Annotated in this window: 25 protein-coding genes and 1 pseudogene; 12 read left to right on the forward strand and 14 right to left on the reverse strand. The window is 65.5% G+C overall.

Annotated features, from left to right (window positions below; translation table 11 throughout):
* Positions 1–2: 2 nt before the first annotated feature.
* Positions 3–2,120, reverse strand: a complete 2,118-nt coding sequence (gene tkt / locus FBY31_RS02430) for a transketolase (RefSeq protein ID WP_142044999.1) — start codon at positions 2,118–2,120, stop codon at positions 3–5.
* Between the two features lie 540 nt (positions 2,121–2,660).
* Between tkt and FBY31_RS02435 the strand changes: the two genes are divergently transcribed.
* Together FBY31_RS02435 and FBY31_RS02440 are read left to right on the forward strand one after the other, a co-directional pair.
* A complete protein-coding gene (locus FBY31_RS02435) occupies positions 2,661–3,617 on the forward strand; it encodes a heme o synthase (RefSeq protein WP_142036446.1) in 957 nt (318 codons plus the stop codon).
* A gap of 231 nt (positions 3,618–3,848) precedes the next feature.
* Positions 3,849–6,176: a SulP family inorganic anion transporter gene (locus FBY31_RS02440; protein WP_142036448.1), complete on the forward strand. Its 2,328-nt coding sequence runs from the start codon at positions 3,849–3,851 to the stop codon at positions 6,174–6,176.
* Between the two features lie 83 nt (positions 6,177–6,259).
* Here the strand turns inward: FBY31_RS02440 and FBY31_RS02445 are convergent, their stop codons facing one another.
* The 3 genes from FBY31_RS02445 to FBY31_RS02455 are packed head-to-tail and all read right to left on the reverse strand — an operon-like array spanning position 6,260 to position 8,989.
* Positions 6,260–7,204 (reverse strand): COX15/CtaA family protein, encoded by a 945-nt coding sequence (locus FBY31_RS02445; protein WP_142036451.1) that lies wholly within the window; start codon positions 7,202–7,204, stop codon positions 6,260–6,262.
* Between the two features lie 7 nt (positions 7,205–7,211).
* Positions 7,212–7,973 carry an ABC transporter permease gene (locus tag FBY31_RS02450; protein WP_142045001.1) on the reverse strand — a complete coding sequence of 254 codons (762 nt, stop codon included), beginning with the start codon at positions 7,971–7,973 and terminating at the stop codon, positions 7,212–7,214.
* 47 nt (positions 7,974–8,020) lie between these two features.
* Positions 8,021–8,989, reverse strand: coding sequence for an ABC transporter ATP-binding protein (locus FBY31_RS02455; protein WP_142036454.1), 969 nt, complete (start codon positions 8,987–8,989; stop codon positions 8,021–8,023).
* 115 nt (positions 8,990–9,104) lie between these two features.
* Here FBY31_RS02455 and FBY31_RS02460 point away from each other — a divergent pair, with 115 nt between their 5' ends.
* The 6 genes from FBY31_RS02460 to FBY31_RS02485 all read left to right on the forward strand — a co-directional run bounded on the left by FBY31_RS02460 (position 9,105) and on the right by FBY31_RS02485 (position 14,286).
* Positions 9,105–9,938: a helix-turn-helix transcriptional regulator gene (locus FBY31_RS02460; protein ID WP_142036457.1), complete on the forward strand. Its 834-nt coding sequence runs from the start codon at positions 9,105–9,107 to the stop codon at positions 9,936–9,938.
* Positions 9,938–11,401 carry a Fe-S cluster assembly protein SufB gene (sufB, locus tag FBY31_RS02465; protein ID WP_104997916.1) on the forward strand — a complete coding sequence of 488 codons (1,464 nt, stop codon included), beginning with the start codon at positions 9,938–9,940 and terminating at the stop codon, positions 11,399–11,401. The genes FBY31_RS02460 and sufB overlap by 1 nt, the downstream gene beginning before the upstream one ends.
* 2 nt (positions 11,402–11,403) lie before the next feature.
* Positions 11,404–12,687: a Fe-S cluster assembly protein SufD gene (gene sufD, locus FBY31_RS02470; RefSeq protein ID WP_142036459.1), complete on the forward strand. Its 1,284-nt coding sequence runs from the start codon at positions 11,404–11,406 to the stop codon at positions 12,685–12,687.
* A 24-nt stretch (positions 12,688–12,711) separates the two neighbouring features.
* A complete protein-coding gene (locus FBY31_RS02475) occupies positions 12,712–13,071 on the forward strand; it encodes a non-heme iron oxygenase ferredoxin subunit (protein WP_142036462.1) in 360 nt (119 codons plus the stop codon).
* Positions 13,072–13,150: 79 nt separating this feature from the next.
* On the forward strand, positions 13,151–13,939 hold the full coding sequence (sufC, locus tag FBY31_RS02480) for a Fe-S cluster assembly ATPase SufC (RefSeq protein ID WP_142036465.1): 789 nt from the start codon (positions 13,151–13,153) through the stop codon (positions 13,937–13,939).
* Positions 13,940–13,953: 14 nt separating this feature from the next.
* A complete protein-coding gene (locus tag FBY31_RS02485; protein ID WP_066275677.1) occupies positions 13,954–14,286 on the forward strand; it encodes a metal-sulfur cluster assembly factor in 333 nt (110 codons plus the stop codon).
* Positions 14,287–14,440: 154 nt separating this feature from the next.
* Here the strand turns inward: FBY31_RS02485 and ypfJ are convergent, their stop codons facing one another.
* Complete coding sequence (ypfJ, locus tag FBY31_RS02490; protein ID WP_142036467.1) at positions 14,441–15,319, reverse strand: KPN_02809 family neutral zinc metallopeptidase; 879 nt, start codon at positions 15,317–15,319, stop codon at positions 14,441–14,443.
* A 59-nt stretch (positions 15,320–15,378) separates the two neighbouring features.
* Here ypfJ and FBY31_RS02495 point away from each other — a divergent pair, with 59 nt between their 5' ends.
* Positions 15,379–16,785, forward strand: coding sequence for a class I adenylate-forming enzyme family protein (locus tag FBY31_RS02495; RefSeq protein WP_142036470.1), 1,407 nt, complete (start codon positions 15,379–15,381; stop codon positions 16,783–16,785).
* Entirely contained in the window at positions 16,775–17,950 is a 1,176-nt protein-coding gene (locus FBY31_RS02500; protein WP_235012897.1) for a thiolase family protein, read from the forward strand. The genes FBY31_RS02495 and FBY31_RS02500 overlap by 11 nt, the downstream gene beginning before the upstream one ends.
* Positions 17,951–17,968: 18 nt before the next feature.
* Here the strand turns inward: FBY31_RS02500 and FBY31_RS02505 are convergent, their stop codons facing one another.
* Genes FBY31_RS02505 through FBY31_RS02515 form a run of 3 tightly spaced genes read right to left on the reverse strand, consistent with a single transcriptional unit; the run spans position 17,969 to position 19,992 of the window.
* Positions 17,969–18,592, reverse strand: coding sequence for an energy-coupling factor transporter transmembrane component T family protein (locus FBY31_RS02505; RefSeq protein ID WP_142036475.1), 624 nt, complete (start codon positions 18,590–18,592; stop codon positions 17,969–17,971).
* Positions 18,589–19,320 carry an energy-coupling factor ABC transporter ATP-binding protein gene (locus FBY31_RS02510; protein WP_142036477.1) on the reverse strand — a complete coding sequence of 244 codons (732 nt, stop codon included), beginning with the start codon at positions 19,318–19,320 and terminating at the stop codon, positions 18,589–18,591. The genes FBY31_RS02505 and FBY31_RS02510 overlap by 4 nt, the downstream gene beginning before the upstream one ends.
* Positions 19,321–19,329: 9 nt before the next feature.
* The gene (locus tag FBY31_RS02515; RefSeq protein WP_142036480.1) at positions 19,330–19,992 is read right to left on the reverse strand and encodes a biotin transporter BioY; all 663 of its coding nucleotides are present in this window, start codon (positions 19,990–19,992) and stop codon (positions 19,330–19,332) included.
* A 541-nt stretch (positions 19,993–20,533) separates the two neighbouring features.
* Here FBY31_RS02515 and FBY31_RS23645 point away from each other — a divergent pair.
* Together FBY31_RS23645 and FBY31_RS02525 are read left to right on the forward strand one after the other, a co-directional pair.
* Entirely contained in the window at positions 20,534–20,722 is a 189-nt protein-coding gene (locus tag FBY31_RS23645; RefSeq protein ID WP_327436906.1) for a hypothetical protein, read from the forward strand.
* Positions 20,723–20,906: 184 nt separating this feature from the next.
* Entirely contained in the window at positions 20,907–21,215 is a 309-nt protein-coding gene (locus FBY31_RS02525; RefSeq protein WP_235012898.1) for a hypothetical protein, read from the forward strand.
* Positions 21,216–21,369: 154 nt separating this feature from the next.
* Here the strand turns inward: FBY31_RS02525 and FBY31_RS02530 are convergent, their stop codons facing one another.
* The 6 genes and pseudogenes from FBY31_RS02530 to FBY31_RS02555 form a co-directional block, all read right to left on the reverse strand.
* On the reverse strand, positions 21,370–22,191 hold the full coding sequence (locus tag FBY31_RS02530) for a cation diffusion facilitator family transporter (protein ID WP_142036482.1): 822 nt from the start codon (positions 22,189–22,191) through the stop codon (positions 21,370–21,372).
* Positions 22,188–22,514 (reverse strand): ArsR/SmtB family transcription factor, encoded by a 327-nt coding sequence (locus FBY31_RS02535; RefSeq protein ID WP_142036485.1) that lies wholly within the window; start codon positions 22,512–22,514, stop codon positions 22,188–22,190. The genes FBY31_RS02530 and FBY31_RS02535 overlap by 4 nt, the downstream gene beginning before the upstream one ends.
* 152 nt (positions 22,515–22,666) lie before the next feature.
* Entirely contained in the window at positions 22,667–23,524 is an 858-nt protein-coding gene (locus FBY31_RS02540; RefSeq protein ID WP_142036488.1) for a hypothetical protein, read from the reverse strand.
* Between the two features lie 37 nt (positions 23,525–23,561).
* Positions 23,562–24,625, reverse strand: a pseudogene (locus tag FBY31_RS02545) (spore photoproduct lyase family protein).
* 52 nt (positions 24,626–24,677) lie between these two features.
* Positions 24,678–25,361 (reverse strand): DUF4166 domain-containing protein, encoded by a 684-nt coding sequence (locus FBY31_RS02550; protein ID WP_142036491.1) that lies wholly within the window; start codon positions 25,359–25,361, stop codon positions 24,678–24,680.
* Positions 25,345–26,052, reverse strand: a complete 708-nt coding sequence (locus FBY31_RS02555; protein ID WP_142036494.1) for a hypothetical protein — start codon at positions 26,050–26,052, stop codon at positions 25,345–25,347. Before FBY31_RS02555 ends, FBY31_RS02550 begins: the two co-directional genes overlap by 17 nt.
* Between the last annotated feature and the right edge of the window lie 3 nt (positions 26,053–26,055).

Raw genomic sequence — 26,055 nt, forward strand, 5'->3', positions numbered from 1 at the left:
TTTCAGGCCTGGAGGCCGGCGAGGGAGTCCTTGGCAGCGGCGGCAACTGCCTCCGCGGTGATGCCGAACTCCTGGAAGAGGCGCTTGTAGTCGGCGGAAGCGCCGTAGTGCTCGAGGCTGACGGAGCGGCCGGCGTCGCCGACGAACTCCCTCCAGCCCAGGGCAAGTCCTGCTTCTACGGAGACGCGGGCCTTGACGGCGGCGGGCAGCACGGACTCGCGGTAGGCAGCGTCCTGCTTGTTGAACCACTCGACGCAGGGCATTGATACGACGCGGGCGGCGATCCCTTCGGCCTGCAGGGCTTCGCGGGCCTGGACGGCCAGCTGGACCTCGGAGCCGGTGCCGATGAGGATCACGTCGGCCGGAACGGTAGCGCCGTCCTTTGATGCTTCGGCCAGGACGTACCCGCCCTTGCCGACTCCTGCTACGGAACCGAACGTGTCGCCGTCGGCCTCGCCGTCTCCGCGCTCCCACGTGGGGATGTTCTGGCGGGTCAGGACGATGCCGGCGGGGTTGCTGTGGTTTTCCAGCATGGTTTTCCAGGCCACGGCCACTTCGTTGGCGTCACCGGGGCGGACCACGTCCAGGCCCACGATGGCACGCAGCGAGGCGAGCTGTTCCACGGGCTGGTGGGTGGGGCCGTCTTCGCCGAGACCGATGGAGTCGTGCGTCCAGACGTAGAGGGACGGGACACCCATCAGCGCGCCGAGCCGGATGGCGGGGCGCTGGTAGTCGCTGAAGATCAGGAACGTGCCGGAGAACGCACGGGTGCGGCCGTGCAGGCTGATGCCGTTCACGATTGACGCGGCGGCGTGCTCGCGGATGCCGAAGTGCAGGACGCGCCCGTACGGGTTGCCCTTCCAGGCGTCGGTCTGCTTGGAGGCAGGCACGAAGGACGGCGAGCCCTCAATAGTCGTGTTGTTGGACTCTGCAAGGTCAGCCGAGCCGCCCCACAGTTCAGGAAGCACCGGGCCCAGCGCGTTGAGGACCTTGCCGGAGGCGGCGCGGGTGGAGACGTCCTTGCCGGCGGGGAAGACCGGGAGGGCCGCTTCGAGGTCCTCGGGCAGTTCCTTGGCCTCAATGCGCTGCAGCAGGGCCGCGCCCTCGGGGTTGGCTGCCTGCCAGGCGTTGAAGGACTCTTCCCATTCCTTGCGGGCGGCAGCACCACGGTCAACGACGGCGCGGGCGTGGGCGAGGACATCCTGGTCCACGTCGAAGGACTTGGCGGGGTCGAAGCCCAGGACTTCCTTGAGCGCCGCGACTTCCTCTGCACCGAGCGCAGAACCGTGGATCTTGCCGGTGTTCTGCTTCTTGGGCGCCGGGTAGCCGATAATGGTCCGCAGCGAGACGATGGACGGCTTGGACGTCTCGGCCTTGGCCGCGAGGAGCGCGGAGTAGAGCTCCTGGACGTCTTCCTTGTATTCGCCGGTCTTGGTCCAGTCCACGCGCTGGACGTGCCAGCCGTAGGCTTCGTAGCGCTTCAGGACATCCTCGGTGAACGCGATGTCGGTGTCGTCCTCGATGGAGATGTGGTTCTCGTCGTAAATCACTACGAGGTTGCCGAGTTCCTGGTGGCCGGCCAGCGAGGAAGCCTCAGCCGTGACGCCTTCCTGGAGGTCGCCGTCGGATGCGATGACCCAGATGGTGTGGTCAAACGGTGACTCGCCGGCGGGAGCATCGGCGTCGAACAGGCCGCGCTGGCGGCGCTGGGAGTAGGCAAAGCCAACGGAGGAGGCGAGGCCCTGGCCCAGCGGGCCGGTGGTGATCTCCACGCCGGCGGTGTGCTTGTACTCGGGGTGGCCCGGGGTCAGCGAACCCCAGGTGCGCAGCGCCTGAAGGTCCTTCAGTTCCAGGCCGTAGCCGGAGAGGAACAACTGGATGTAAAGGGTGAGCGAGGTGTGGCCCGGGGACAGGACGAAACGGTCACGGCCCAGCCACTCAGGGTTGCGCGGATCGTGGCGCATCAGCTTCTGGAAGAGAAGGTACGCGGCCGGCGCCAGGCTCATGGCCGTTCCGGGGTGGCCGTTGCCCACCTTCTCCACGGCGTCTGCGGCCAGGACGCGAATGGTATCCACCGCGCGCTGGTCCAAGCTGGTCCAAGACAGTTCTTGCTCTTCCAAATGTGGCACGAAAACCGGGCCCCTCTCTGTGCTGATGGCAGGCGGCACACGGGGTCCGTATGAAGGCACGCTGTGTGGCGCCCGTTGCGGTGTGTACCAGCCGTTCACCATCGAAACGTTGATCTTTCACTCAGCCACTGGCCAGTCCCGGAATGCGTTTTCCACTGCTTCCCTGCTGCGTGCTGATCTGTTGACAGCTTAGCTCTATTCCATTCTCCGGGCGGCCCAAATCTCACCTTGTGGACGCAATTTCCGCTTATATGAACCCTCCTGAAGTGAGGTTGAGTTAATCTGCTCGAATTGGTGCGGGAGCAATCACCAGCATCAAATACGGGGCAATTGCTGTGCCCTCTTGACGGGCCGTTGGGAGGGGAGCGGCACGGTATGATATTTGGAGGCCAGCGCCGGGTTGCGGACCTTTTTGGCCGCCCGGCACTCCCGGCCGGTGCGCGGATCACCGAATGATGGTTCCGCCGGTGCCCGGACGGGCAGGGCCGCATGACAAAGCTGGTTAGCCAGACAGAACTGCCAACAGAACGGGTGACTGCCACCGTGAGCACAACAGATACGCCGCTGAACGCATCCCGGTCAAGCGCCGGGATTGCCCGTAAGGCAAAGGCGTATCTCGCCCTCACCAAGCCCCGCGTGATTGAGCTGCTGCTGGTCAGCACACTGCCCACCATGATCTACGCCGAGCGCGGCTTTCCTTCCATCGGGCTGATCCTGGCCACCCTGGTGGGCGGTGCCTTCGCGGCCGGCAGCGCCGGAGCGTTCAACTGCTACATTGACCGGGACATCGACAAGCTGATGCACCGCACCGAGAACCGGCCGCTGGTCACCGGCGAAGTCACCCCGCGTGAAGCCCTGGTATTCTCGTGGCTCCTGGGTGCGGCCGCCATCGCCATCCTGTGGTTCGGGGCCAACCCCCTGTCCGCCTGGCTCGGCCTCGGCGCTATTTTCTTCTACGTGGTGATCTACACGATCATCCTCAAGCGGCGCACCGCACAGAACATCGTGTGGGGCGGCGCCGCAGGCTGCTTCCCCGTGCTGATCGCCTGGGCGGCCGTCACGAACTCGGTGGAATGGCCCGCCGTCATCCTCTTTATGGTGATCTTCCTCTGGACGCCGCCGCACTACTGGCCGCTGTCCATGCGCTACGGCGAGGACTACCGCAACGCCAAGGTTCCCATGCTTGGCGCCATCGCCGGAGCCAAGGTGGTTTCCGTACAGGTGGTCCTTTACGCCTGGGCCATGGTGGCCTGCTCGCTGCTCATGGTTCCCGCCGGCGGGGCCGGCTGGGTCTACACAGTCACAGCCGTTCTGGCCGGGGCCTGGTTCCTCTATGAATCACATTCCCTGTACAACCGGGCCCAGCGCGAGGACATCTCGGACAAGCGGGCCATGAAGGTTTTCCACGGCTCCATCAGCTACCTCACCCTGCTCTTCATCGCCCTCGCAGTGGATCCGTTCGTCGGTCCCGCGGTCATCGCCGGCTAACCGGCACACCGCATTTTCCTGCCGCCCGGATGGGTTTACTCGGTGGTTGAGCCTGTCGAGCCGGATTTCGACAGGCTTAATCACCGGCTGTTTTTAACGACCAATCAGCGATAGCTTTTCGCGCCGCCCTGCATGTGACATTTTTGTCATGCTGGTCACTTTTGCTGTCAGCCTTCATGACTGTCTGGTTACGGTGGAATGGATCCTGCCTCCGCGAGCAAAGGAATAACCATGGCACAGGCGCCTGATCCCTCCACCGTCCCAACTGCTATCCACGGCCCGCCCGCATGCGGAAAGGGCCCCAGGAGACTCCGGCGTCCAAGCCTCCTCGGGCATCCCGGCGCCGACATCCCGGCGTCACTGGTGGTATTCCTCGTCGCCCTCCCGCTGTCCCTCGGCATAGCCGCAGCGTCCGGTGCGCCCATCATGGCCGGGCTTATCGCCGCCGCCATCGGCGGCCTGGTGGCCGGCAGCCTGGGCGGCTCCCCGCTCCAGGTCAGCGGACCCGCCGCGGGACTCACCGTCGTCGTGGCCGGGCTGGTGCAGGAGTTCGGCTGGCAGGTGACGTGCGCGATCACCGCGGCAGCCGGCGTCGTCCAGTTGCTCCTCGGCATCAGCCGCGTGGGGCGCGCCGCGCTGGCCGTCTCGCCCGTGGTGGTGAAGGCGATGCTGGCCGGCATCGGCATCACCATCATCCTGCAGCAGATCCAGGTGTTGCTGGGCTCCCAACCGGCCGGCTCCGCGCTGGAGAACCTCGGGGCAATGCCCGCGGCCATCATCAACGTGGAACTGCACGCAGCCCTCCTGGGGCTCACCGTCGTCGTCATCCTGCTCGGCTGGAAGCACCTTCCGGCCGCGGTGCGCCGTGTTCCGGGGCCGCTGGCCGCTGTCGCAGCCGGCACCGCCCTCTCTGTCGCCTTCGCCCCGGGGGTTGAGCGGATCTCCTTCGAAGGGTCTATTTTCGACGCCGTGGCGTTGCCGCAGCTGCCCGACGGCAACTGGCGTGCCGTCGCCTTTGCCGCCATCTCCATGGCGCTGATCGCCAGCATTGAATCGCTGCTGTCCGCGGTGGCCGTTGACAAGATGCACAGCGGGGCGCGCACCAACCTTAATCGGGAGCTTGTGGGCCAGGGGGCGGCCAATATCGTTTCCGGGTTCTTGGGCGGACTGCCGGTGACGGGCGTTATTGTCCGTAGTGCCACGAATGTGGAGGCCGGTGCAGCCACCCGTGCCTCCGCTGTGCTGCACGGTGTCTGGGTCCTGGCCTTCTCCGCGATCTTCGCCGGACTGATCCAGCTGATTCCGCTGTCCGTCCTGGCCGGACTGCTGGTGGTGATCGGCGCCCGCCTGATCAAGGTTGCGGATATCCGCACCAGCCTCCGCACGGGCGATCTCCTGATCTACGTGGCGACCCTGCTCTGCGTGGTGTTCCTTAATCTGCTCGAAGGCGTCATGATCGGCCTGGCGCTGGCCGCGGCCAGCGTACTCTGGCGGGTACTGCGGGCCGCAGTCCACGCGCACCAGCCCGTCTCGCCGTCGGACCCCTGGCGGGTCACTGTTGCCGGTTCATGCAGTTTCTTTGCCTTGCCGCGGCTGAACCGGGTGCTGCACTCGGTTCCTGCAGGAACGGACATTGTGGTGGAGCTGAACGCGGACTACGTCGACCACGCCTTCCGCGAAGCCCTGATCGCCTGGCAGGACCAGCACCAGGCGGGCGGCGGGACCGTCCGCCTTGAGGAGCACGGAAACACCCTCTTCCAGGACGCGGCGCACCGCGCACCCCAGCGGCAGGAGGTCCGGGAGCTTCCGCTCCCGCCCCGGACATCCTGGCAGTCCGCCGGGTCTGCCGGGGGCGGAGCCGTGACCGTGGACGGACGGCCAGGCGCACGGGAGTCGCTCCTGCAGGGAATCAACAAGTACCACCGGCGCTTCGCCGACCAGGTCCGGCCACTGGTCCAGGATCTGGCGGACGGACAGAACCCGGACACACTGTTCGTTGCCTGCGTGGACTCCCGGGTGAACCCCAACCTGATCACCAGCAGCGGCCCGGGTGACCTCTTGACCCTCCGCAACATCGGAAATGTGGTGTGCCACGAAGGCGAGGACGCATCGATCGACTCTGCCCTGTCCTTCGCGGTGAAGGCCCTGAACGTGGATTCGATCGTTATCGGCGGGCACTCCAACTGCGGTGCGATGAAGGCGCTGATCGAGGATGCCGAAGGTAATGGCAACGGTACGCTTGGCGCCGGCTTCGACGCCTGGTTGGACCACGCGCGGCCCAGCTACCGGGAGCTGGCGGACCACCCTGTTGCCCATGCAGCTGCAGCCGCAGGCTACGGCCGGGTGGATCAGCTGGCCATGGTCAACGTTGCCTTTCAGCTGCACAAGCTGGAATGCCATCCGGTGGCAGGTCCCGAACTCGCCGCCGGCACCGTGCAGGCCACCGGCCTGTTCTACGACATCGCCAGCGCGCGGGTACTGCTGGTGGAGCCAACGGGCATCCGCCTCCTTGACCCGGCCCAGGAGGCTGCGAAATCCGCTTCTGCGCATGCGGGCTGACGGGTAGGAAGCCCTCAAAGAAACCCAGGCGCCCGGGTTCAGCTGAACCGGGCGCGTGGGTTTGACTCGACGGAAAGTGCCACCTACTCCACCGGGCTGGCTTTGGCGAGGTCCCAGGCGTTCGCTGAGGCCACCATCAGCAGCGCGGCCCCAAGCATGTGGGCCGCCACCAGGAGGGCCGGAATGCCGTTGTAGTACTGGGTAAAGCCGATGATGGCCTGGAGGAGTGTCACGCCGAGGAGTCCCAGCACGGCGGTGCGGAAGGGGCCCGGGATCCGGCGCAGGAACACCAGTGCCAGGGCCACCACCGTTCCGGCAGTCACCAGGTAGGCCGGCACGGCGTGGACGTGCGAGAAGAGGTCCCAGTCCAGGCCGTTGCGGGGAGCGTCTGCGTCGCCGGCGTGCGGGCCGGCTCCGGTGACCACAACGCCGAGCATCACGGCGATGGCGGAAAAGAGCGCGACGGCGGCCGTCACGGGGCGCATGATCCCCGGCAGGGCGGGGTGCCGGGCAGCCAGGAACCGGCCGGTCCGGCCGAAGGCACGGTTCACCAGCAGCGTGGCAAACACCACCAGCGCCATGGACACCAGGAAGTGCAGGCCCACCACCCAGGGGTTAAGGTTCGTGAGCACTGTGATGCCGCCGATGACGGCCTGCGCCGGAATGCTGGCCAGGAGGCCGAGGGCCAGCAGGAACAGGTCCCGGCGCTCCTTGCGGAGGTTCCACAGGTACACCAGCATCAGGGCGGCAACTGCTGCCAGGGCGAAGGTAAGGAGCCGGTTGCCGAACTCGATGAAACCGTGGATGCCCATCTCGGCTGTGTTTACGAGGGAGGTGTCGGTGCAGCGCGGCCACGTGGGGCAGCCCAGCCCGGATGCCGTCAGCCGGACCGCTCCGCCGGTCACCACCAGGAGGGTCTGCCCGATCAGCGAGGCGACGGCGAGACGGCGCACCCGGACGTCCACGGTGCGGGGCAGCCGGGACGACAGGCGGTTGACGAACTGGGGGAGGCGTGACGCCGTGCTCACGGATATCTCAATTCCACTTGAACCAACGGATGGCAGCTGCCCCGGCGATGACCGTCCAAAGCAACAGGATGAGGGCGGCGCCGCCATTGAGCGTGCCGCCGAGGAAAGCTTCGCGCAGGGCCTCACCCAACGAGCCCGAGGGCAGGAAGTGCACCACGTTCTGGGGGCCGGCGGGCAGCCGTTCCGCCGGGATGACGATTCCGCCCAGGGCGCCCAGCAGGATCCACAGCAGGTTGGTGATGGCCAGGGTTGCTTCCGGCCGGACCGTTCCCGCCACCAAGAGGCCCAGCGCGGTGAAGGCAGCTGCACCCAGTGCCAGGAGAAGCAGGCCGGGCACCCAGCCGGCTGCCTCGGGCCGCCAGCCAAGGGCAAAGGCAACAGCGCTGACGACGACTACCTGCAGGCAAAGCACGGCAAGGACCGAAAGTGCCTTGCCGGCGATCAGGCCGCCGCGGCCAAGTGGCGTGGTGGAAAGGAAACGGAGCACGCCATAGCGTCGGTCGAAGCCCGTGGCGATGCCCTGGCCGGTGAATGCCGTGGACATGGCGCACAGCGCAAGGATTCCGGGAACGGCCACGTCCACACGGCTGCCGCCCATCCCGTCCAGGAAAGGCGTCACGGTCAGGCCGACGAGGGCCAGGAGCGGCAACACCACTGCCAGGATCAGCTGCTCGCCGTTCCGGAGCATGGCCAAAGCCTCGTATTTACCCTGCAGCAGCACCCGCCGGAGCAGGGAGGCGGGCTGTTGGGTACCGGACACTCCGCCCATTGCGGCGATGGGCGCATTGCCGGCAGCGGCGCCGGGCGCTGTTCCGTTCATCGGATGTCCTTTCCCGAGATATCCAGAAAGACGTCTTCAAGGCTACGCGCCTGCAGGCTCATCGAAGCTGGCATGATGTCATGCGTTTCCCACCACCGGGCCAGGGTTGCGAGGTGGCCGGGAGTCAGGCTGCCGGCCACGGAGTAGCTGCCGGCGCGCGTCTCGGAGACCGCGATGCCGTCCGGCAGGACGCCGTCGAAATCCAGCCCCGCAGCAGCCTCGAACTCGAGGGTGCGGATATGCTCGGCGCCGGCCTCCACCCCGGGACTGCGCTGGAGCAGTTCCTGCACAGTTCCCTCGGCAACGTTCCGGCCGCCGTCGATGATGTAGACGTAGTCGGCCAGCCGTTGGGCGTCGTCCATCAGGTGGGTGGTGAGGATGATGCCCATCCCGGCGTCACGAAGTTCGGTGATCAGATCGAACACCAGTTGGCGCGACTGCGGGTCCAGGCCGGCGCTGGGCTCATCAAGGAACAGGACTTCCGGCCTGCCGATCAGAGCGGCGGCAAGGGCCAGCCGCTGCTTTTGGCCGCCGGAAAGGCGGCGGACTGTAGCGCGGCTGAACGTATCAATGCCGAGGCGCTGGATCAGGTCGTCCACGGGCCACGGGCGTTCGTACAGTCCGGCGATGTGCCGCAGCAGCGGAACAGGCCTGGACGACGGCGGCAGCCCGCCGTCCTGGAGCATCACACCAACGCGGGAGCGGAGGTCCGCCCCTGCCGATGCGGGGTCCTGGCCCAGCAGCGAGATGGTGCCGCCACTGCGCTTCTGGAGGCCCTGGGCGCACTCAAGTGTGGTGGTTTTTCCGGCGCCGTTGGCACCCAGCAGTGCTGTGACCTGGCCGCGCTCGGCGATGAGGGAGACTCCGCTGACCACCCGGAGCATTTTTCCGTCCAGGCTGGCAAGCGGGCCAACATCCTTAACTAGCCCGTTGATGGACAGAACGGGGGATTGGGGGGATCGCACCCCAGTATTCTACGGGATGTAGTATTTCGCGGGCTCCGTCCGGCGGTCCGCCCAGGTCAGCCTGTCCTTACTGGAATGCGGGACTAAATTACGACACTATTGTGTTGTGTATTCCATGACCAACGCTACTGCTGTGCCCTTCGCCGGGCACGGGGCCTCCCAGGCTCCCGCAGACCGCAGCCGCCCGGCTGCCGGTCCGGTGGCTGACGCCGATGAGCGCACCCGGGACCGTGTCCTGTCCGCCGTCCTGGAACACGGACCTGTCAGTGCGGCCGAACTCGGCGACCTGCTGGGATTCACCCCGGCAGCCGTGCGGCGGCACCTGGACCATTTATCGCGGGCAGGTGTGATTGAAGTCAAGCGCGTGGCCAGGTCCGGTGCAGGGGCGGGCCGTCCCGCCCGCCGCTACGTCCTCAGCTCGCAGGGACAGTCCAGCCTGGGCAACGACTACCTTGATATCGCCGCCCTGGCACTCCAGCAGCTCCAGAAAATGGCGGGCCCGGACGCCGTGCGGGCCTTCGCCGTCGAACGCTTCGCTGACATGGAGCGCCGCTACGCGCCTGAAATCGAAAAGGCCGGGCCCGATGTTACTGATCGTGCCAGGGCGCTGGCCGAAGCGCTGAGCCGCGATAATTTCGTCGCCTCGGCAGCCTCCATCGAAGCCAAGGCTCCGCTCCCGGCGGCCCTTTCCAGCGTGCAGCTGTGCCAGGGCCACTGCCCCATCCAGCAGCTCGCCGCCCGGTTCCCTGTGTTCTGCGACGTGGAGACCGAAGTCTTCTCACGCCTGGTGGGCGTGGACGTCCGCCGGCTCTCCACCCTGGCGCGCGGCGGGCACGTCTGCACCACCCACATTCCCACAGGCAGGCTGTCTGCCCAGGCGCCCACAAGGCCCCCGGCAGCCCCCGCCAGCCTGAATGAAGTAAACAACCATCAGCAAGAAAGGCCGTGATGACGGACCAACTATCAGAGAAAGCAGTCGCCGAAAACACTGTGATCTCGGAGATTCTGGAAAAGAATCCCGAGCTCCACGGCATCGGCAACTACGAGTACGGCTGGGCTGACAAGAACGACGTCGGCGCCAACGCACGCCGCGGGCTCGATGAAGAGGTAGTCCGGGACATTTCGGCCAAGAAGAGCGAGCCGGAGTGGATGCTGGACCTGCGCCTCAAAGGCCTGAAGTACTTCGACCGCAAGCCCATGCCCACCTGGGGCGCGGACCTGTCCGGCATCGACTTCGACAACATCAAGTACTTCGTCCGCTCCACGGAGAAGCAGGCAGCCACCTGGGAGGACCTGCCCGAGGACATCCGGAACACCTACGAAAAGCTGGGTATTCCGGAAGCTGAGCGCAGCCGCCTCGTCTCCGGCGTTGCCGCCCAGTACGAGTCCGAGGTTGTCTACCACCAGATCCGCGAGGACCTCGAAGCCCAGGGCGTCATCTTCCTGGACACCGACACCGCGCTGAAGGAACACCCGGAGATCTTCCAGGAGTACTTCGGCACTGTCATCCCGGTGGGCGACAACAAGTTCGCCTCGCTGAACACCTCGGTCTGGTCCGGCGGCTCCTTCGTGTATGTTCCCAAGGGCGTCCACGTGGATATCCCCCTGCAGGCATACTTCCGGATCAACACCGAGAACATGGGCCAGTTCGAGCGGACCCTGATCATCGCGGACGAGGACTCCTACGTCCACTACATCGAGGGCTGCACGGCTCCGATCTACACCTCGGACTCGCTGCACTCGGCAGTTGTTGAGATCATCGTGAAGAAGGGCGCCCGCGTCCGCTACACCACCATCCAGAACTGGTCCAACAACGTGTACAACCTGGTGACCAAGCGTGCCATCTGCGAAGAGGGCGCCACCATGGAATGGGTCGATGGCAACATCGGTTCCAAGGTCACCATGAAGTACCCGGCTGTCTACCTCGTGGGTGAGCACGCCAAGGGTGAAACCCTGTCCATCGCCTTCGCCGGCGAAGGCCAGCACCAGGACACCGGCTCCAAGATGGTCCACATCGCGCCGAACACCAAGAGCTCCATCATCTCCAAGTCGGTGGCCCGCGGCGGTGGCCGTGCCGCCTACCGCGGCCTGGTCCAGGTCCGTGAAGGCGCCAAGCACTCCGCCAACACTGTGCGTTGCGACGCGCTGCTGGTGGACACCATCAGCCGCTCGGACACCTACCCGTACATCGACATCCGCGAGGACGACGTTGTGATGGGCCACGAGGCAACTGTTTCCCGGGTCAGCGAAGAGCAGCTCTTCTACCTGATGTCCCGCGGCATGCGCGAAGACGAAGCCATGGCGATGATCGTCCGCGGTTTCATCGAGCCGATTGCCCGCGAGCTCCCCATGGAGTACGCACTTGAGCTGAACCGCCTGATTGAACTGCAGATGGAAGGGTCCGTCGGATAACGATGACTGAAATCACTACCGAAAAGGCGCGCATCGGCGCGCCCTCAGCCCAGCCGTTCATCAACGGCTTCACCGAAGAAGGCGAGAGCCTCTCACCCATCAATGCGGGCACCAAGGCACCGCTGGCCGGCGCTTCGGCCAAGAGCCACTCGCACGGCGGCGGCGTTGGCATCCCGGACAGCTCACGCGCCGGGCGCCTGACGTCCTACAAGCTTGCCGACTTCAAGCCGCTCACCGGCATGGAGGAAGACTGGCGCTTCACCCCGCTCAAGCGTCTCCGCGGCCTGCACTCCGAGGTCCTGGCCGGCGTCGCTCCCACCGTGGTGGTCAACGGTCCCGAGCAGGTCACCGTCGAGAGCGTCAACCGCGATGACAAGCGCATCGGTACCGCCGGCATCCCCGAGGACCGCGTGTCCGCCAACGCCTGGGAGAACTTCGCCGGGGCCACCGTGGTGACCATCCCGTCCGAGTTCGAGGCGACGACGGAAATCACGGTCGACATCGAAGGCACGTCCCTCGAGGCCGCCGCCCAGCACCTGGTGATCGTGGCCGAAAAGTTCTCCAAGGCAGTTGTGGTCCTGAGCCACAAGGGCTCCGCCGTTGTTTCGGAGAACGTCGAGATCATCGTCGAGGACGGCGCCAGCCTGACGGTTATCACGCTCCAGGAATGGAACGATGACGCCGTCCACGCCTCCTCCCAGCAGGCAAAGATCGGCCGCGACGCCAAGCTCAAGCACGTGATGGTCAGCCTTGGCGGCGACCTGGTCCGCGTCACGCCGTCGGCCCGTTTCACCGCCCCGGGCGGCGAGGCTGAAATGTTCGGCCTGTACTTCGCCGATGCCGGCCAGCACCTGGAGCAGCGCCTCTTCGTGGACCACGCCGTGGCCAACTGCAAGTCCAACGTGCTCTACAAGGGCGCACTGCAGGGCCGCAACGCCCACGCGGTCTGGGTTGGCGACGTCCTGATCCGCAAGGAAGCCGAAGGCACCGATACCTACGAGGCCAACCGCAACCTGCTGCTGACCGACGGCGCCCGCGCCGACTCCGTGCCCAACCTCGAAATCGAGACCGGGCTGATCGAGGGTGCAGGCCACGCCAGCGCCACGGGCCGGATGGATGATGAGCACCTGTTCTACCTGATGGCCCGCGGCATCCCGGAGGATGTTGCCCGCCGCCTGGTGGTCCGCGGCTTCCTTAACGAGATCATCCAGCAGATCAAGGTCCCCTCCATCGAGGAGCGGCTGACCGAGGCTGTTGAGCACGAGCTCGCACTGACGGACAACTAGAAGGCACGGAGCACGGGTTTACAGATGACTGACCAGCCAAAGGGCGAGCTTGTCTGCAAGGTGGATGAGATCCAGCTGAAGCAGGCGCTGCGGATCCTGATCGATGACTACCCTGTGGCGATCGTCAAGGACTCCATGGGGGAGATCCACGCAATCGGCGACACCTGCTCGCACGCGGACATTTCACTGTCCGAGGGCGAAGTGGAGGGCTGTGCCATCGAGTGCTGGGGCCACGGCTCCCAGTTCGATCTGCGCACCGGCGAACCGCTGCAGCTGCCGGCCTATGATCCCGTGCCCGTCTTCGCCGTCGAAATCAGGGGCGATGAGGTCTACGTGGACTTCACCAACATCCTCAACGGCGCCGAAGCCCCCAACTTCAGCTAGCACCACAGAATTACGAACCAACTTCCAGACAGAGACCGCACCGCCGCCGCCAGGCACGGTGCAGAGGAGAACAAGACATATGTCTACTCTTGAGATCAAGGACCTGCACGTCAGCATTGAGACGGAACAGGGCACCAAGGAAATCCTGAAGGGCGTCAGCCTGACCATCCGGACCGGCGAAACCCACGCCATCATGGGCCCCAACGGCTCCGGCAAGTCCACGCTGGCCTCCACCATCGCAGGCCACCCCCGCTACAACGTGACCAGCGGCTCCATCACCCTGGATGGCGAAAACGTCCTGGAAATGAGCGTTGACGAGCGCGCCCGCGCCGGCGTTTTCCTGGCCATGCAGTACCCGGTGGAGGTCCCCGGGGTCAGCATGACCAACTTCCTGCGCACCGCCAAGACCGCCATCGACGGCGAAGCCCCCAAGCTGCGCACCTGGACCAAGGACGTCAAGGCTGCCATGGAGCAGCTGCGCATCGATGCCGACTTCGCCCAGCGCAACGTCAACGAAGGCTTCTCCGGCGGCGAGAAGAAGCGCGTGGAGATCCTCCAGCTGGAGCTCTTCAAGCCCAAGTTTGCCGTCCTGGACGAGACTGACTCCGGCCTGGACGTTGACGCATTGAAGGTTGTTTCCGAGGGCGTCAACCGCGCCCACGCGGACGGCAACATGGGCACGCTGCTCATCACGCACTACACGCGCATCCTGCGCTACATCAAGCCTGACTTCGTGCACGTGTTCGTGGACGGCCAGGTTGTTGAAGAGGGCGGCCCCGAGCTCGCCGACCGCCTTGAAGAAGAAGGCTACGACCGCTACGCCAAGGGCGCCGGCACAGCCGCTGCCCCCGCTGCAGCACAGGCCTAGTAAGGACATTCGCCATGACCGAAATCAACGCGGCACGCACGAGCCTTGAGGACGTCGAGGAGGCGCTGAAGGACGTTATTGATCCTGAACTCGGCGTCAACATCGTGGACTTGGGCCTGCTGTACGGCCTGAAGTACTCAGACGACGACGGTGCGCTGCTGATCGACATGACCCTGACCACCGCAGCGTGCCCGCTCACCGATGTCCTCGAGGAGCAGGTGGGCAAGGCGCTGGACGGCGTGGTTGACGACTGGCGCCTGAACTGGGTCTGGATGCCGCCATGGGGTCCGGAGCGCATCACCGACGACGGCAAGGACCAGATGCGGGCCCTCGGCTTCAACATCTAAATCCCCACCGCCTCCCTGGCCGGCGGAGGCCCCTTTTGGGAATACGACGGCGGGTCACCTTTCCTGGGTGACCCGCCGTCGTCGTTGGCTCATCGACTGCTCCGTAAGTGCCCTTATGGACCCTCAAAACGGCGTTTACGGAGCAGTCGGTGGCTTAGAGGTTAGTTGCTGAGAAGGTATCGCACTGGTTGATGTCTCCGGTTTCGTAGCCGGTGTAGAACCAGCGTTGGCGCTGTTCGCTGGAGCCGTGGGTCCAGGCCTCGGGAGAGACCCGCCCGGTAGCCGCTTCCTGGATCCGGTCGTCGCCCACCGCCGAAGCAGCGGACAGGGCGTCGTTGAGATCCTGCTGGGTGAGCTGCTCCAGGAAGGGCTGGCCGTCCGGCCCGGGCTGGGTGGAGGCGTGCTTTGCCCACAGGCCGGCGTAGCAGTCGGCCTGGAGCTCAACGCGCACGGCGCCGGATTCAGGTCCCTGCGGATCCTGCTGGGCCTGGTCCAGGTTTCCCAGCACGTTCTGGATGTGGTGCCCGAACTCGTGGGCCACCACGTATTCCTGGGCGAGGGGACCGCCCGAGGACCCGAAACGGTCCACCAGCTCCTGGAAGAAACCGGGATCAAAGTAGGCCGTGGTGTCGGTGGGGCAATAGAACGGTCCAACGGCACTGGAGGCCGTACCGCAGCCGGTGTCGACCCCCTGCTCGAAAATTACCGTCTCCGGCTGCGGGTACTGCACGTTGTACTGCTGCAGATAAGCCGGCCAGAAGGCGTTCAGGCTGTTCACGGTGCCGGTAATGCGGCAGTCCACGCGGGCGTCGGCGTCGGCGCCGGTTTCGCAGGCCGGTGCCGTGCCCTGGCTCTGCGGTGCCTGCCCGGCACCCGCGAGGCCCTCAAGCAACTGCGGGTTCACGCCCAGCAACGTGGCGATGAGCAGGATGAGCCCGCCGCCGATTCCTCCGCCTACCTTCACTCCACGGCCCATGCCGCGCCGATCCTGGACCTGTGAAGGATCCAGCTGAACGTTGTCGTTGAAGCTCATAAGGTCACAATACCCGCGGACTCGGAGTTCAATCCGCGCCGGCCGGTAAAGTTGATCCGATGCCTTTCCTCAACAAGATCCAGCGCTGGGCCGAAGAGCGGCCGCACGACACTGCCGTCGTGGTTGCCGGTCAGCGGCTCACGTGGGCGGAGCTGCGCGCGTCCGCTGCCCGCATGGTGCCCGATACAAAAGCCGTTACATCCCTTTGCGAGGCCAATTCGGTGGACTTCGCGGTGAAGTTCGCTGCCGCTGTAGCGGGTGGCCGCCAGTGCGCCGTCCTTGATCCTGCCTGGCCTGAAGCACTGCAGGAGGATATCGTCCGCCGGGTGGAGTCTTCCGCCCGGCCTGCCGCTGTATCCCCGGATGATGACCTTGCCGACGGCGCGCCCGAGGCCACGTTCCTTATAGGGCTCACCTCGGGAACAACCTCCGTCCCGAAGGCCTTCAGCCGGTCGCGGCGGTCCTGGCAGGAATCGTTCGAAGCCTCCATCGAATTCTTCGGACTGGACCAGGACGACGTGACGCTGGCGCCGGGCCCGCTCGCCGCGAGCCTCAACCTGTATGCCCTGGCCGAGTGCCTGTACGCGGGTTCGGAATTCCAGACCCTCGAAGCGTTCGACGTCGGCGACGTCCACGCGGCCATTACGCACGACCGTGTCACCCGGCTGGTACTGGTGCCCACGATGCTGAGGATGCTCAGCGAACGTGGAATGACCGGTTGCGTGGACGCGTCCGGGGTGCGCACCATCATCTGTGCCGGGTCCAAGCTGGACGCCCGGACCTTGGAAGCTGCCCGCCGCTGGGCGCCTCATGCCACGATTTTTGAGTACTACGGTGCCTCCGAGCTGAGCTTCGTTTCCGGCGCGGGCCTTCCTGCCGGTGAAGCGGCCGCGGCCGGTGGAACCGGCATTGGCCGGCCCTTCCCGGGCGTGGACGTCAGGATCCTCGGTGACTCCGGCGAATTCTTACCGGGCGGGGCAGCCGGCAACATCTGCGTGCGCAGCGGGATGGTCAGCAACGGCTACCTCTGGGGTGACGACGGCCAGGCCCTGAAGTCCTTCGATGGCTGGTTTACCGTGGGGGACCAGGGCTACCTGGAAGCAGGGGAGTTGCATATCCTGGGCCGCCGCGCAGACATGATCCTCACCGCCGGCAAAAATGTGTACCCGCATGAGGTGGAGCTGGCCCTGGCCGCTGTGCCCGGCGTAGCCGCTGCGATTGCCGCCGGGATGCCGGACGACCTGCGGGGCCAGCGCGTGGTGGCCGCAATCGTTCCCTCCGCCGGAGCTGTGACTGCCACCCAGCTGAAGGCGGGACTGGAGGGCATCCTGACGCGCGACAAGTGGCCGCTGCAATACTATGCGGTCACTGAACTGCCCGCCACGGAGCGGGGCAAGGTCAGCCGGAACCTCTTGCTGGACTGGATCAGCGCGGGAGATCCCAGGATCCGCAGCCTTGGCACCTGAACTCCTCCTTCCGCCGGACCGCCAGCCTGTCATCATCGCAGCCCGGAGGACTCCCGTCTGCCGGACCAATGGTGCGTTGCGGGAACTCCGGGCCCATGAGCTTCTGGCGCCCGTCCTGCGCGAGCTCGTGACCGGGCTGGCGCCTGGTGCCGTCACCGACGTTGTAGTCGGCAACGCCGTGGGCGGCGGCGGAAACGTAGCGCGGCTTGCATTGCTGGATGCCGGCCTGCCGGTCAGCGTGCCCGGCCTCACGGTGGACCGCCAGTGTGGTTCGGGACTGGACGCCATTGTTCTCGCTGCGGGCCTGGTAGCGGCAGGCGGTAATCCCTTGTTTCTGGCCGGGGGAGTGGAAAGCACCAGCACCGCGCCTTTGCGGGCGCACCGGAACGACGATGGTGCACCGGAGTTTTACCGGCGCGCCCGGTTTGTGCCGGAGAAGTTCGGCGACCCGGACATGGGCGTGGCGGCCGAAACCGTGGCGCAGAAGTTCGGCGTCGGCAGGGACCGGCAGGATGCGTTCGCCCTGTGCAGCCACGGGCGGGCCCTTGCCGCAGCCGAGGCGGGACATTTCGACGACGAACTGGTTCCGCTCGCTGTCGGCGACGGGACGGTTGCCGTGGATGACGGCCCCCGCCGGGGGCTGAGCGCAGCGGTGATGGCGCGGTTCCCGGCGGCCTTCGTGGAGGGGGGAACTGTCACCGCCGGAAACTCCTGCTTCGACGCGGACGCTGCCTCCGCCGTCGTGATCACTTCAATGAAACGCGCCCGGGAACTGGGTGCGCCGGACGGCTTGCTCGTGCTGGGCACCGGCACTGCCGGTGTGGAACCAGAGGTACTGGGCATCGGTGCTGCCGCCGCGGCACGGGACGTGTTGACTGCTGCCGGCGTGAGCGCGGATGAGCTGGACCTCGTGGAGTTCAACGAGGCGTTCGCGTCGCAGACGCTGGCCAGCCTCGACGAGCTGGCTATTGACGCCGGGCGGGTAAACCTCGACGGCGGGGCGCTGGCCCTGGGCCACGCGTACGGTGCGTCTGGCGCCGTTTTGGTGACCCGGCTGCTCGCCCAGGCACGCCGAAACGGAACGCCGGGAAGCCTGGCCTTGGCCATGATCAGCATCGCCGGCGGCATGGGGACGGCGGCCTTGTTGCGGTACGAGTGCTTTTAGCCGCTTACCAGCGGCACGTCAGTCCTCTGCCTCACCCAGGCCGCGGGCAGCGAGTGCCTCGCCCGTCTGCCGGGCAAAGGCCACGGAGGTGATGAACACGGGCAGGATCAGGGCCCGCGGATTGCGCTCCAATCCCCGCGCCCGGGCGGAATCCCGGACGTCGGCGAACGTGCCGGCGATGTAGGGGATGCTGCGCAGCATGATGCCGATGGTCAGGGCGAAGCGTTCGGGGTCGGCGCCAAATCTCTGGAACGGCGTCGCCGCCTTGACCACGCCGTCCAGGAGCTTTTGCACCGGTGTAGTGGCGGTGAGCAGCGATGCCGCCACTACGCAGATGAGGATGTTCAGGACGATCCGGGCCGCCGTGGGTGCTCCCAGCTGCCACCACTGGAAGAGCCCGATCACCAGCAGGACGGCGGCAAGCGGTCGGACCGCGCCCCACAACCGTTTCATGCCGGCGCCGGTGAGCAGGAAGAGGCCGCCCAGTACGGCGAGCACCGCCGCGGAGATGAGCCAGTCCTGGATGATGAACGAGGCCAGGCCGCAGCCGAAGACCAGGAGGAACTTCAGCGCCAGCGGTGAGCGGTGGACCAGGGAGTTCCCCGGGACGTAGTTGGCCAGGAGGAAGCCGTGGCCCCTCACCGGGGGCTCGGTTCTGTCGCGTGGAGGCCCTCCATGCAGAGGGTGCGGTAGGCCGCCACAGCCTCCGCCGCGGCGCCGTCGAATGCGACTTTGCCGTTTTCGATAACCAGCACACGGTCCATTTCCAGTGCGAGGTCAAGGTCGTGGGTGGACATGATGATCTGCTGGTCCAACCCGGCCAGGGTCCCCCGGAGGAGTTCGCGGTTGCGGAGGTCCAGGAGGGTGGAAGGCTCGTCGAGCACCAGGACTTTTGGGTTTACCGCGAGCACGGCGGCGAGCGCCATCAGCTGCCTTTCACCGCCGGAGAGCTCGTAGATGCTTTGGTCGGCCAGGTGCAGGAGCCCGAGGCGATCCAGCGCTGCGCCTGCCTGGTTCCGCCGCTCGGCGCCGTTTTTCACCGAGCGCCGGAGGGAGAGTTCCACGTCCTCCCGGCCGGTGGGCATCACCAGCTGGGAGAGGGGATCTGTGAAGACAAAGCCGACGTTCCTGCGGACCTTGCGGACGGCACTGACTGTACTGTCGCCGTCGACCTCCACTCTGCCTGTTGTTGGCTGGATGAGGCCGTTGACCAGGCGCAGGAGGGTGGATTTCCCGGAACCGTTGGCGCCAATGACGCCCACGCGCCTCTCCGTGAGGCGGAGGTCGACGGCGTCAAGGAGGACTTTGGGCTCCGGCGAGTTTTCTGTTTCGGCGGCGACCGTTACCTGGTCAAAGGTCACAGCGGGCATGCGGGAGACCTAGGCGTTGGTGGTCTGGGCGGCGTTGGTGGTCTTGGCGGCGTTGCGGCGGACCCGGCGCACCAGGATGTCCGGAAAGGCGCGGTGGAGGGCGACGGCGATGACCGCGGCCAGGATGTTCTTGACGATGTCGCCGGGGTAGAAGACGAGGTCGCTCACGAAGGCCTGGCCCAGGGTGGCCTTGGTGTTCAATGCGATGCCGGCGACCCCGAGTGAGTGCACCACCAGCACGCTGGTGACAGTGGCGGACAGGAACAGCCACAGGGCACGGGCCTTGGTGGTCCGGCGGATCACCACGGTGGCTAACCATCCGACGATGCCGGCGGCGATGGGGAAGGCGATGATGTAACCGGCTGAAGGGCCGGCGAGGATACCCAGCCCGCTGCGGCCCTGACTGAAAATGGGGAGGCCGGCGAGGCCCAGCAGGGTGTAAAGGCCGACGGCGGCGAAGCCCCTGCCGGGGCCCAGGACCAGGCCGGTGAGCATCACGGCAAGGGTCTGGAAGGTGATGGGGACGCCGAAGCCGTTGACCGCGAGTCCGGGCACGAGGGCTGCGCCGGCGACGAGGGCGGCGAAGACGGCAATCAGTCCGAGGTCGGTGGCGTTCCAGCGGCGGCGCCCGCTGTTCAGGGTGTTTGTAACGGCGGTGTCGGCGTTGCTCATGGCGGTCCTGTCGGGGTTGTACAAGCGGAATCTAATGTACTGCCGACGTTACCGGGGCGTGACTGCCCGCATTTTGTAGGTGACCTACTAAGGCCGGGGGCCGGAGCTGAGCGCTCGGCACAACTCTGTCTCTTCTCCTCCGCGGTTGCTTCCCTCAGGCGTGCGCGGTGGAGAGCACCGTTCCAGGCCTTCGGGGCGTAGGCTGACGGCTAGTACCTTCAGGGTGGCAGATCCCACCACCGCTCCGGCCAGGCAGACGTACTACAACCGGGAACTGGAGACTGCCCCCTGTGTCACTTGTGCGACGCTTCGACCACGTCGGCATCACTGTTGCTGACCTGGATAAAGCAACGGCATTCTTCGTCGGTTTGGGGCTTGAGGTGGAGGGCCGGATGTTCATGGAGGGAGAGTTTGTGGACACCGTCATCGGCATTCCCGACTCCCGCAGCGAGATCGTTATGCTGCGGCCGCCCGATGGGGTGCTGGCGTGGAGCTGTCGAGCTTCGTCCAACCGGGCCACGAGCCAGGGTCTCCCGCTGCGATGTCCACTGAACTGGGCCTGCGGAACGTCGCTTTCGAGGTGGACGATCTTCAAGGCGCCCTTGAGCGGCTGGCCGCGGACGGCTACGGTCTGGTGGGCGGCGTCGGCCAATACGAGCACGTCTGGCGCATGGCCTATGTGCGGGGCCCGGAAGGAATCATCGTGTCCCTGGCGGAGCGGATCGGTTAAGGTCACGCCCTGCGAGCTGAATCGTGAATGGCGGCTTTGGCCCATGAGTACGGGGATCCCCGCCTGTAAATTTCTCAGGACCAGTGTCAGACTGATGCAAGAGGCGCATTTCCTGGGTTCGGACCACGTTCCGGTGGGCATCCATTGGCAGAGAACAGCACCACTCGGTTACAGGAGGTAAATGATGAACACGGACTCACAGCCGGAAACGCCGCGGGACTTACCGGAGGCTGACGCCCTCGAGCAGCAGACGCCCATCCTGCCTGAGGGGTCCGAGGAGTTCACTGTCAAAGACCCGCTGCCTGATGATGCCCCGGAAGCCGATGTCATCGAGCAACATACGGACGTGCTGCCCGGCAGCACAGGCTATGCCGGGATAGCGGGCGCAGCAGCAGGACAGGAGGCCTCGGAAGCAGATTTGATGGAACAGGCCATGGCTCCCTCCCTCGACGACGAAGAGGACTACCCTGACGCCCGCGAAGAGAGGCTGTAGAACAAAAGCCGACCCACGGTGGTGCGCAGGGCCGTAGATAACCGACCACAACTGCAAGGGCACCGGGGCTCAGCTGCCCATCAAACCGCGAGTAAAGAGGATCGTGAGGATGGGCCGGATTGCGATCCGGACGTTCCGGCGGTGGAGAGGGCGCTCAACGATCGACCGGTTTCGTCCCGAGGGTAAGGATCCCCGGCGCAGGCTTAGCATCGGCTTGGCAGCCGGCGCAGCAGCCGCCCTCCTGCTCCAGATCCACGCGAGCTCCCAATACTGCTGAGGCTGTGACGGTGGTTGCAGGTGCGCAGCAGTCATCGTCTTCTTCACCATGGCCGTGGACGTCTCCGGTGCGGGGAAGGGCGCAGCAGGCTTCGCCCCGCCAGGCGTTGACGCCTTCACGGACTGCGATACCGGCGATGATCAGGGCTGCGCCTGCATCGGCCCACCACCAGCCCAGAGTGCTGTTGAGGACCAGGCCAACCAACAGGACCGCGGAAAGGTATGTGCACAGCAGGGTCTGTTTGGAGTCGGCCACGGCCGTCCGGGACCCCAGTTCCCGTCCAGCCCGGCGCTGCGCCCAGGACAGAACGGGCATGATCGCCAGGCTCAGGGCCGCGATCACGATACCGGGGGTGGAATGTTGAGCTTCCTCCCCGCCCGTCAGTGACCGCACAGCGTCCATGGTTACGAACGCGGCCAAGGCGAAGAAGGAGATAGCGATAATCCGCAACGTCAGATGCTCACGCCGTTCTGGGTCTTTCGCGGAGAACTGCCACGACAGCGCCAAGGCGGAGGTCACCTCGATGACGGAGTCCAGCCCGAACCCAATCAAGGCAACGGAGCCGGCAACATTGCCGGCCCAGAGCGCCACCACCGCTTCAATGAGGTTGTAGGTGATGGTCGCGGCGGCAAAGAGCCGAATCCGACGGTTCAGCAACGCCCGGCGTTCTGAGCTTAGCCTCTGCAGCAGCGCGGTCATGCGAAGCACTCCCCATCCGGAGCACAGCAGGCCGGGTCCACGGCCAGGACAACACCGAGCAGGTCCTTGATCGCACGGCCCAGCCGCGCGTCGGCAAGCTCATACCGGCTCCTACGCCCATCCGGGACAGCGACCACCAGGCCGCAACCCCGCAGGCACGTCAAATGGTTGGACATGCTCTGCCGGGAAACGCCCAGGGACTCAGCCAGGTCCGAGGGGTAGGACGGGGAGCCCGAGAGTGCCAGCAGAACCCGGGCGCGGGTAGGGTCTGAAACCGCATAGCCGAACCGGGCCAGCACTGGTGCCTGCATGAGCTTTTCCATAACCCAAAAGTACAGCCTTGGCTGTATTCACGGCAAAGTGTATAAAAGCATGCGACCGCCCGCGATTTCCAACGCGGACCAATTCTTCAAAAGGGGTGCTAAGTCCTGGCCTGTAAGGACGCAGCACCCTTCCATTCCTCGCGAGGGCCAGGTCAGCCCTGGGCTTGCGGCAGTACCAGCAGGTAGCCGGTTGGCAGGTCGCTGCTCCACCGGCGCGGCTCGCGGACGACGAACTGCGTCGCCAGTTGCTCCGGAGTGAGCAGGCTGTTGGGCTCGGGCGACGGTCCCCACTGGCCGCTGCCGTATGGGTAGAGCGGATCCTGGACGCGGATGCCGGTTACGGAGAACTCGGGGAACTCGGCGGGATCGCCGATCGACTCGAACCCGCTCATCACCCACGCGTGCCGACCGCTCCACATCACCAGCCCGACGGGCCGGCCCGTGTCGGCCATGGCGCGTGCCGCGGCCTGCAGCGCGTTGTCGTAGTCGGCGATGCTGACCACACCGTAGGGCCCCATCCCCGCCTCGGTAAGCACCTGGGCCCAACCGAAGGGGTTGGCACCGTTGAATGAGTTCGAAGACCTTGCCCGGGCCATCTCCCACAGCTCACCCTGCTGGCCGGAATCGGTCCAGCTGCCGCCCCCTGTGTCGTCCACGAGGTTATGCGCGATCTGGATGCTCGCTGCAACACACCAGTCGAAGGTGTACTGCGGCACGAAGTCCCCCTCCTGGTAAAGGTTGAGGGCGAACGGCTGGGGGACCGGGGGTGGGGTGGGAACCGGCGTCGAAGTGGGTGACGGCGCCTGCTGAGGAGCCACGGCGGCATCCCCTACGGCTGCCGGGACCTGTTCAGGGGCGACGGCGGCTTCAGTCACGGTCGTCGTGGCGGAGGAAGCCGGGAGCGGGTGGCCTGTCGCGGCGTCGCCGACGCCGATTGTGGGTGTGCAGCCCGCGAGGAAGCCTGCCAGGACAATGAGCCAGGCCAGAAGACGCCTACGGGCACCGATCATGATCGATCCAGTCTAGCGCGGCGCGGGGGAAATGCCCTCAGAAGGCGTAGCGGATGCGGCAGTAAGGGGCAATCTGTTCAATAAGGGCGGTCAGTTGATGCACGTAGCGGGCCTTGGTTCCTGAACGGTAGCGGACGTTGTTGAAGCCGTTGGAGGAGACCTTCGGTTCCTGGAGGTCCGGACGCCACAGGACCTGCTCGGCCTGCGGGTGCCACCCCAGGTTCACCTCGTGATCCGTTCGTTGTGGGTCAGGAAGATCACCTCTGCCGCGAGCTGGGCCTTGGCGGCGGGGCTCAGGGTGGAGTCGAGCTCGCGCAGCAATTCCTCCCAGTCCCTGAGCCAGGTGTCAGTAATGACGACGGGGGAGAAATTCACGTGGACCTCGTACCCGGCATCAACGAAATGGTTAATGGCAGCCATCCGATCGGCCACCGGCGAGGTCCGGACGTCAATCGATTTCGCCAGGTCCGCCGGCATGAGGGAAAAGCGGATCCTGGTGTGGCCGCCGTGGTCCCAGCCCAGCATCGCCGGGTTCACGTACTTGGTGGCAAAGGACAGCTTTGCGGTGGGCAGGTCGCGGAAGAGCGTCACAAGATCTTCCACGTTGTCGCTGATCAGGGCATCAACGGAGCAATCGCTGTTCTCGCCGATGTCGTAAACCCAGAGCTCAGGGTCGCACTGGTTGGGCTCAAGCTTCATGCCCTGGCGGGTGGCGTGGCGTTCAAGGGTGGCCGCAATCTGCTCGATGTTCGCGAACACCGTTACAGGATTGCTGTAGCCCTTGTGGCGGGGCACGTAGCAGTAGGCGCATGCCATGGCGCAGCCGTTAGCGGTGGAGGGAGCAATGAAATCCGCGGACCTGCCGTTCGGTTTGACCGTCAGCGCCTTTTTGACGCCGAGGACCAGCGCCTCAGTCTTAATCCGGGACCAGCGCGGGACGTTCGCTTCGTCACCGTGCACCTCCGGGATGTTCCAGTGGTTCTCAACCAGCACCACCTCAGCGTCCGGCCAGCGTTCGATGATCTCCTTGCCCCGGGGAAGGTCGAGTGCAGCAGGCTGCGCATAGATGCGCCGGATCTGCAACAGCCGGTTGAATTCCATGGATAGATTCTCCCAAGCCTCCGAACCCGTCCCCGGCTGTTAAGCCCACGGCCTATTCGCGGCTTTCTTCCCGCACTGGCTTCAGGTGCCCAGGGACTGCTCCAGCGGACAGAGCGGGAAACGTGCATGTGAACTCGCCACGGTATCCGAAGAGAAATCCGAGGAACGGGTTCCGCACCTGCATCTGAATTGTGTAAACCCCGCGGGCGTCGTCGAAGTTCTCATACAAGTCCGCTGTGCCGGTGAGGGCAGCCGGAAACTCGAACGCCGCGAAGCCTTCGTAAAATCGCTGCGCCCCCGTTTGAAGGTGAAGCGACCCGTCGGACAAGACCTCCAGGGCGAGGTCAGTTGCCAGATGCTGGTGCGTGCCCAGATAGTCGACAACGCCGCCCCTTCCTGCGCTGTGCACCATCGTGGCGTCGAAACGCCGTTGTTTGGATCCGGGCAGTTCCAGAGTTCTGACGAAAGTGACTGTAGGGCGCCCGAAACCGTCGGTGTAGGGGTAATTCTCGATAGTGAAGGGGATGTCCTTGCCCTGGTCCGGAAAGAGGATGTTGCGGTAGGCCCCCAGCTGAAGGAACGGGACGGTCCACCATGCCCCCCGGCGGACCTCCGAAAACACGCCGCGCCCCACGCAGGCGTAGCCCGCGGCAGTGCCAACGCCGAAGCGTTTCTGCAGCATCGGATGCAGACGGTGGAAGTCTTTCCCCAGCGCCCGCTCAAAAATCGACGCCATCGCCACCCTTTGCTCGAAAGCTGACACCGTCACGACCGGCCGGAGCAGCCAGGGTGGCGAGGGCGGAGGGGGCGTGCCAGGAACGAAGGTCCGGAGCCTGCCGCAAACATCGCCCTGCCCTGGGCACCGTCCGATGCGGCGGAACGAGGCACGAGGCACCCGCAACCGCCAGGCATGCGATGGCAGCTGTGGCGTTTCGTTTTTCCACCGCTGCGCGAAGCAACAAGGCGGCCGTGACGATGCCTACCGCCCTGGCCACTGCATCCATGAACCACCGGTTGCGGGATGCCTTCGGATCGAGGTCGAAGTCCGCCCACATCCGTAAACGGTCAAAACTTACGGCTGTCGCCCAACCCAATGCCGGGCGGAACAACCAGGAATCCATCAGCTTTCCCAGTGCCCCCATGCCGGGCGAATAGTTGTACCCCGTAATGAACCGAAGACCGGCCTTCGTTGGGATATACCGCCAATAACCGGAGCCGCGGCCTATTGGCGACAATGGGTCAAAGGTGTCGAATTTCAGTACCGAAGTCGACTGCCCGTCGGACCGGTCCCGGTTTCCCAAAGATGTCCCGGTTCCGTGCATGGTATGGAACGGAAGGCGGAACTCGCAGCGGAATTGCTGTACTCCCTCGCCGTCTATCGAAAGTGGAACAATCCTCGAGAACCGCAGGTCCCACTTGGCATGCAAGGA

Origin of the sequence: Arthrobacter sp. SLBN-100, from assembly GCF_006715305.1 — a bacterium.
Classification (GTDB): Bacteria; Actinomycetota; Actinomycetes; order Actinomycetales; family Micrococcaceae; genus Arthrobacter.